Origin of the sequence: Clostridium vincentii (assembly GCF_002995745.1) — a bacterium.
Classification (GTDB): Bacteria; Bacillota; Clostridia; order Clostridiales; family Clostridiaceae; genus Clostridium; species Clostridium vincentii.
The window spans coordinates 1-3,290 of sequence record NZ_PVXQ01000078.1 but is presented as its reverse complement, the minus strand read 5'-3'; the positions used below and the strand labels follow the sequence as shown (position 1 = coordinate 3,290).

Below are 3,290 nucleotides of genomic sequence, written 5' to 3'. Positions count from 1 at the left end.
TTTACAAGTATCATCCATTCTTCTTTAGATCTTCTTTCTGCCATGCAAATTACCTCCTACTAAGTATAGGAGTATTATCACATTAATTTACTGCCAGTCCTAGGTGATGAGTTATTTGACGCTTACGTTTATTTATCATTCTAAAATTTTATATCTTTCACATTGATAGGTGGTTAATAAAAAATAGAAGGAATATAATGGTGTATAAGTTATTTTATAATGTTATGTTCTATGGTATGATTAACTATATGTTATTTATCTATACTAAAAGAAATAGAAATATTCTTAAAGATAAAATGAAAAGGATTACCGTGTGAAATGTATGTGAGAAATGAGGGGGAAATACAATGAAAGATCGCTCTAGTTTAAGTTTTAAAGTATTCTATTTTATGTATTTAGGGGCAATGGGTTCATTCATGCCCTATATAAATGTATACTTAGAAAAAAGTGCTGGGTTAAGTGGTTCCCAAATTGGTTTAATTACAGCCTTAAGTTTAATATTGGGATTCTGTGTCATTCCTATTTGGGGGGTAGTTGGTGATAAAACTAAAAGATATAATGATCTATTAAAGTTTTCTATTGCTGGAGCATTAGTAATGGTGTTTTTATATTATAAAGCAGCCACTTATCCAATGATAATATTATGTGCAATAGGTCTAGAAATGCTACGCTTAGGGGCTATACCTATGGCAGATACCTTAGCTACTAATTATTGTCATAAAACTGGTAGCAATTATGGTTCTATTCGCGGCATGGGGTCTTTGGGATATATGTTGGCTAGTATGGCAGTTGGTTTCTTGGCAGATAGATTTGGATTAGATGGTCCATTATTTGCTTGTTATGCGTGCTTATTAGTTATTGCTTTCCCAATTAGTTTTAGTTTTCCTAAAGTTTCTAAAACAGGTGAACTTAAAACAGAAGATATAGTACAAAAAGGTAACTTTAAAGAATTAGTGACTAATAAAAATTATATATTTATTTTAATTATTACGATGTTAACGACAGTAATAGTAGATTCTGCAATGAATTATGCTGGGAACCATTTAGTATCTACTTTAGGTGGTCCTGAATCATCAATTAGTTGGATGACTTTTATGACAGTACTACCAGAAGTATTATTCTTAATGGTTGCTATTAAGGTTATTAATAAATTAGGATTTAAGAAATTTTATATTTTAGTTGTTGCTTCAATGATATTAAGATTTGGAGTTTATTCATTAGTTGGTAATGCTTATGCATTCTTAGCAGTAAGTGTTGTTCACTGCTTAGGCGTTGCTATTGTAACAGTTGGTAACTTAACTTACATTAGAAATTCAGTTAATTCAGCAGTATTAGGTACAGCAATTACTTTATTCACTGCAGCAATGTCAATTGGTAGAGCTATCTTTGGCTATATCTTTGGGGTTGTATATGAATATGGTAATAGTTATATGATCTTTATGATAAGTACTGCAGGATTTATAGTTGCTTTATTAATCTTACTTAGAACTAAACACTTTGATGAGATTGATTCTAATAAAGGGCATATAAAGTAATTAATCTAGGTGGAGTATATGCCCTTAAGTAATATATTCTTATAACATTTCTAATATTTCTATTGTATATGTTTCATCTGGTGCATTAACTTTAACTATGTCTCCTACTTTTTTGCCTGATAACGCTTTTCCTAAATCTGACTCTATGCTTATACACATATTTTCAGGGTCTAAATCCATAGTAGTTACCAAGGTCACATCAGTTTCATCATCATCCTCTATAAAGTTAATTCTAGCTTTACTATTAATTCCTAGTATTGATTTATCAGCATTTTCATTATCTATTACTGTTGCTGTTGAAATCATAGTTAATAAATACTGGATTCTATTATCATTTTCTCTATAGTTTGCACAAGCTGCTTTATATTCTGCATTTTCTGATCTATCGCCATGTGCAGCAGCTACTAATTTTTCCTTTGCTATTTCAGCCTTTTTTGTGCTCATTCTATAATCTAACTCGTCTCTTAATTTTTTAAGATTTTCCTCTGTAAGTGTATTATTCATAAAAAAAACTAAACCCCCTATGAAATATATAATATTAATAGTATATAACAGTTAGGAAAAAATAAAAGGTATTTTAGTATTTATTTTCTTTATTATTAATCCAAGTAAGTAATTCAATAAAAATATAAGAAATATAAATAATTAACTTCAAAATTCAACATAATAATACAGAGGAGGTTATTATGGAAGGACGAAAAAATAACCGCAATAAAATTTTAATAGTTATAATAACTTCTTTTTGTATTTTCTTTGTTCTATATTTGGTTCCTACAATTAGCTATATCAATGTTTCAGGTGAAATTATTGAGGAAGTAGATGAAAAACTCACATCAGAAATTCCAACGTATATGTTGGAATTAAAGGAGCGAGAGAATAATATAGAACAAATTAAGGCAGTTGATATTGGTTTGAAATATCATCCAGATTGGAAAGCCCAGCATTTGAACGATAAACAAAATTCCATTGAATGGATTTTTGACCTTTTCAATCAAAAAAAATCTAACCCAACAGAATTAATAGTCTATGATGAGAAACTACTAAAAAAATGTTTCAACAATCTATCTTGCTTTAATAGCAAGAATATAATTGAACCACAAAATCCTAGTTTCCAATATACAGATAACGGATATATAATTGTAGACGAAGTTTATGGTAATAAGATTAATAAAGATATTTTGTATAATAAAGTAGTAAATGCAATTCTTAAGGGTGAAACAACAATAGATTTAGAATTAATTAATTGTTATGAAAATCCGCAATATACTGCAAAATCTCAAGAAGTTATAGATACTAAAGATATGCTTAATAAATATATGCTTTCAACAATTACCTATAACTTTGGAGATTATACAAAAGTTTTAGATAAATCTACAATAAAAAAATGGCTTAAAGTTGATAAGAATTTAGAAATTATATTTAATGAAGAAAATATAAAGGAATATTTACATACACTTTCAATTACTTATAATACAGTTGGAAAGAAAAGAGATTTTTTTACATCATCGGGAATAACAGTAGAAGTTGGTGGTGGTGATTATGGGTGGTTAATTAATAGTAAGGAAGAAATGAAAGAATTAATTACAATAATAAAAGAAGGACAAATTATCACAAAAGAACCAATATATAGTAAGCGTCAAATAACTCATCACCTAGGACTGGCAGTAAATTAATGTGATAATACTCCTATACTTAGTAGGAGGTAATTTGCATGGCAGAAAGAAGATCTAAAGAAGAATGGATGATACTTGTAAA

3 protein-coding genes are annotated in these 3,290 nt (G+C 28.5%); 2 read left to right on the top strand and 1 reads right to left on the bottom strand.

The features are described 5' to 3' along the window. Positions 1–347 precede the first annotated feature (347 nt). Complete coding sequence (locus CLVI_RS17040; RefSeq protein WP_106061443.1) at positions 348–1,535, top strand: MFS transporter; 1,188 nt, start codon at positions 348–350, stop codon at positions 1,533–1,535. 39 nt (positions 1,536–1,574) lie between these two features. Here the strand turns inward: CLVI_RS17040 and CLVI_RS17035 are convergent, their stop codons facing one another. Then, entirely contained in the window at positions 1,575–2,039 is a 465-nt protein-coding gene (locus CLVI_RS17035) for a GreA/GreB family elongation factor (protein ID WP_106061441.1), read from the bottom strand. Between the two features lie 182 nt (positions 2,040–2,221). Here CLVI_RS17035 and CLVI_RS17030 point away from each other — a divergent pair, with 182 nt between their 5' ends. Continuing rightward, positions 2,222–3,208, top strand: a complete 987-nt coding sequence (locus tag CLVI_RS17030; protein WP_106061439.1) for a peptidoglycan binding domain-containing protein — start codon at positions 2,222–2,224, stop codon at positions 3,206–3,208. Positions 3,209–3,290: the final 82 nt, after the last annotated feature.